The sequence below is a fragment of the Veillonella parvula genome (assembly GCF_032550495.1).
GTDB classification, from domain to species: domain Bacteria; phylum Bacillota; class Negativicutes; order Veillonellales; family Veillonellaceae; genus Veillonella; species Veillonella parvula_G.
Genome location: NZ_JAWFZJ010000011.1, coordinates 1 through 3,252 on the forward strand (window position 1 = coordinate 1; position 3,252 = coordinate 3,252).

2 rRNA genes are annotated in these 3,252 nt (G+C 51.1%); both read left to right on the forward strand.

Annotation, left to right across the window (positions count from 1 at the left end):
- Positions 1-2,924: ribosomal RNA gene (locus tag E6X37_RS10260) — 23S ribosomal RNA — on the forward strand; the annotation flags it as partial.
- A 219-nt stretch (positions 2,925-3,143) separates the two neighbouring features.
- A 5S ribosomal RNA gene (rrf, locus tag E6X37_RS10265) occupies positions 3,144-3,252 on the forward strand; the annotation flags it as partial.

Here is a 3,252-nt window from a genome sequence, read left to right on the forward strand (position 1 = left end):
TAAGGGCGTACGGTGGATGCCTTGGCGATATCAGCCGAAGAAGGACGCGGTAAGCTGCGATAAGCTACGGAGAGGTGCAAGCAACCTGTGACCCGTAGATATCCGAATGGGGGAACCCGGCAGTGGTTATGCACTGTCACCCATAGCATAGACTATGAGGAGGGCACCCGGGGAACTGAAACATCTAATTACCCGGAGGAACAGTAATCAAACGAGATTTTCTTAGTAGCGGCGAGCGAACGGGAAAGAGGCCAAACCGGAGCGGGCAACCGCACCGGGGTTGAGGACAGTCATCAAGTGTAAATGAGGTAGAAGAATGGAGCTGGAAAGCTCAGCCGCAGAAGGTGAAAGCCCTGTAATCGAAACCTTGCATACACGGGACTGTATCCAGAGTACCACGAGACACGTGAAACCTTGTGGGAAGCAGGGGGGACCACCCTCCAAGCCAAAATACTGATATCGACCGATAGCGCATAGTACCGTGAGGGAAAGGTGAAAAGAACCCCTGGCGGGGAGTGAAAGAGAACCTGAAACCGTATGTCTACAAACAGTCGAAGTCTGTATATATATCAGGACGACGGCGTGCCTATTGAAGAATGAACCGACGAGTTACTGTTGCTAGCGAGGTTAAGTGGAACACATGGAGCCGCAGCGAAAGCGAGTCTGAACAGGGCGTTCAGTTAGTAATAGTAGACCCGAAACCGTAGTGATCTATCCATGGCCAGGTTGAAGCACAGGTAAAATTGTGTGGAGGACCGAACTCGTGAGCGTTGAAAAGCTTTGGGATGAGTTGTGGATAGGGGTGAAATGCCAATCGAACACGGAGATAGCTGGTTCTCCCCGAAATAGCTTTAGGGCTAGCCTCGAGGTAGAGAGTATAGGCGGTAGAGCACTGATCGGGCTAGGGGCCATACCGGTTACCGAACCTAGTCAAACTACGAATGGCTATACTTATACTCGGGAGTCAGACAGTGAATGATAAGGTCCATTGTCAAGAGGGAAACAGCCCAGAACACCGACTAAGGTCCCCAATGTTACACTAAGTGGCGAAGGATGTGGAATTTCCAAAACAACCAGGATGTTGGCTTAGAAGCAGCCACCATTTAAAGAGTGCGTAATAGCTCACTGGTCGAGAGACTCTGCGCCGAAAATGTCCGGGGCTAAAGTGTAAAACCGAAGTCGTGTCATATGCAGCAATGTATATGGGTAGGGGAGCGTTCTCATCGGGCTGAAGCAGTACCGTAAGGAGTTGTGGACTGATGAGAAGTGAGAATGTCGGTATGAGTAGCGAAAAGAATGGTGAGAATCCATTCCACCGAAAGCCTAAGGGTTCCTGAGCAACGATCGTCGTCTCAGGGTAAGTCGGGACCTAAGCCGAGGCGGAAAAGCGTAGGCGATGGACAACAGGTTGAAATTCCTGTACCGGTGTGAATCGTTTGATCGATGGAGTGACACAGTAAGGTAGGTCAGCACGCGATTGGAAGAGCGTGTTTAAGCAGGTAGGTTGAGCTATAGGCAAATCCGTAGCTCTAAAAGCTGAGATGTGATGACGAGTGACTAGCAATAGTCGCGAAGTGATTGATCCTACACTGTCGAGAAAAGCTTCTAGGTAGAGACACATCGCCCGTACCAAAACCGACACAGGTAGGCGGGGAGAGAATCCTAAGGTGCGCGGGAAAACCCTCGTTAAGGAACTCGGCAAAATGCCTCCGTAACTTCGGGAAAAGGAGGACTCATGTAGTGTGAAGAGCAGAAGCGCTTGGAGCATGAATGAGTGGCACAAGAGAGGCGCAAGCGACTGTTTACCACAAACACAGGTGCCTGCTAAAGCGAAAGCTGATGTATAGGTGCTGACACCTGCCCGGTGCTGGAAGGTTAAGAGGAGGGGTTAGACTTTGGTCGAAGCTCTGAATTGAAGCCCCAGTAAACGGCGGCCGTAACTATAACGGTCCTAAGGTAGCGAAATTCCTTGTCGGGTAAGTTCCGACCCGCACGAAAGGTGTAACGACTTGCGCACTGTCTCAACGAGGGACCCGGTGAAATTGAAGTACCTGTGAAGATGCAGGTTACCCGCGACTGGACAGAAAGACCCCATGGAGCTTTACTGCAACCTAAGATTGAACTTAGTTAATGAATGTACAGGATAGGTGGGAGACGTAGAACCTAGGACGCCAGTTTTAGGGGAGTCGCTGTTGGGATACCACCCTTTCATTAATTGATTTCTAACGGGCCGAGTAACGACCGGCCGGACAGTCTTAGGCGGGCAGTTTGACTGGGGCGGTCGCCTCCAAAAGAGTAACGGAGGCGCCCAAAGGTTCCCTCAGAGCGGACGGAAATCGCTCGAAGAGTGTAAAGGCAGAAGGGAGCTTGACTGCGAGACGGACAGGTCGAGCAGGGACGAAAGTCGGGCTTAGTGATCCGGTGGTGCCGAGTGGAAGGGCCATCGCTCAACGGATAAAAGCTACCCTGGGGATAACAGGCTAATCTCTCCCAAGAGTCCATATCGACGGGGAGGTTTGGCACCTCGATGTCGGCTCATCACATCCTGGGGCTGAAGTAGGTCCCAAGGGTTCGGCTGTTCGCCGATTAAAGTGGTACGTGAGCTGGGTTCAGAACGTCGTGAGACAGTTCGGTCCCTATCCATCGCGGGCGGAAGAAACTTGAAGGGGGCTGCTCCTAGTACGAGAGGACCGGAGTGGACGAACCGCTGGTGTACCAATTATCCTGCCAAGGGTACAGTTGGGTAGCTACGTTCGGGACGGATAAACGCTGAAAGCATCTAAGCGTGAAACCAGCCTTGAGATGAGGTTTCTCATAGCGTAAGCTAGTAAGATCCCATGTAGACGACATGGTAGATAGGCCAGGTGTGGAAGAGCCGTGAGGTTTGGAGCTGACTGGTACTAATCGATCGAGGGCTTTACTTAAGCAGCGTAACCAACTTGAAGGAGCAACGCGACGCACAAGTTGCGTGGAGTCGCTTACGTCGAAACGTAAGATTTCACGATGTGAAATCCACAGGCTTCGACGCAATCCTCCAGACGTGTACTTTGAGTATGGGACGCAACATATAACAAAACATTAAGCAGAATGTGCAATAAATATATATACTTCTATGTGGTTTTCAGAGTACAAACTCTGACAGATTCAGTGGCGATGGCTATGAGGATCCACCTGTTCCCATCTCGAACACAGTAGTTAAGCTCATAAACGCCGAAAGTACTTGGCTGGAGACGGCCTGGGAGGATAGGAAGC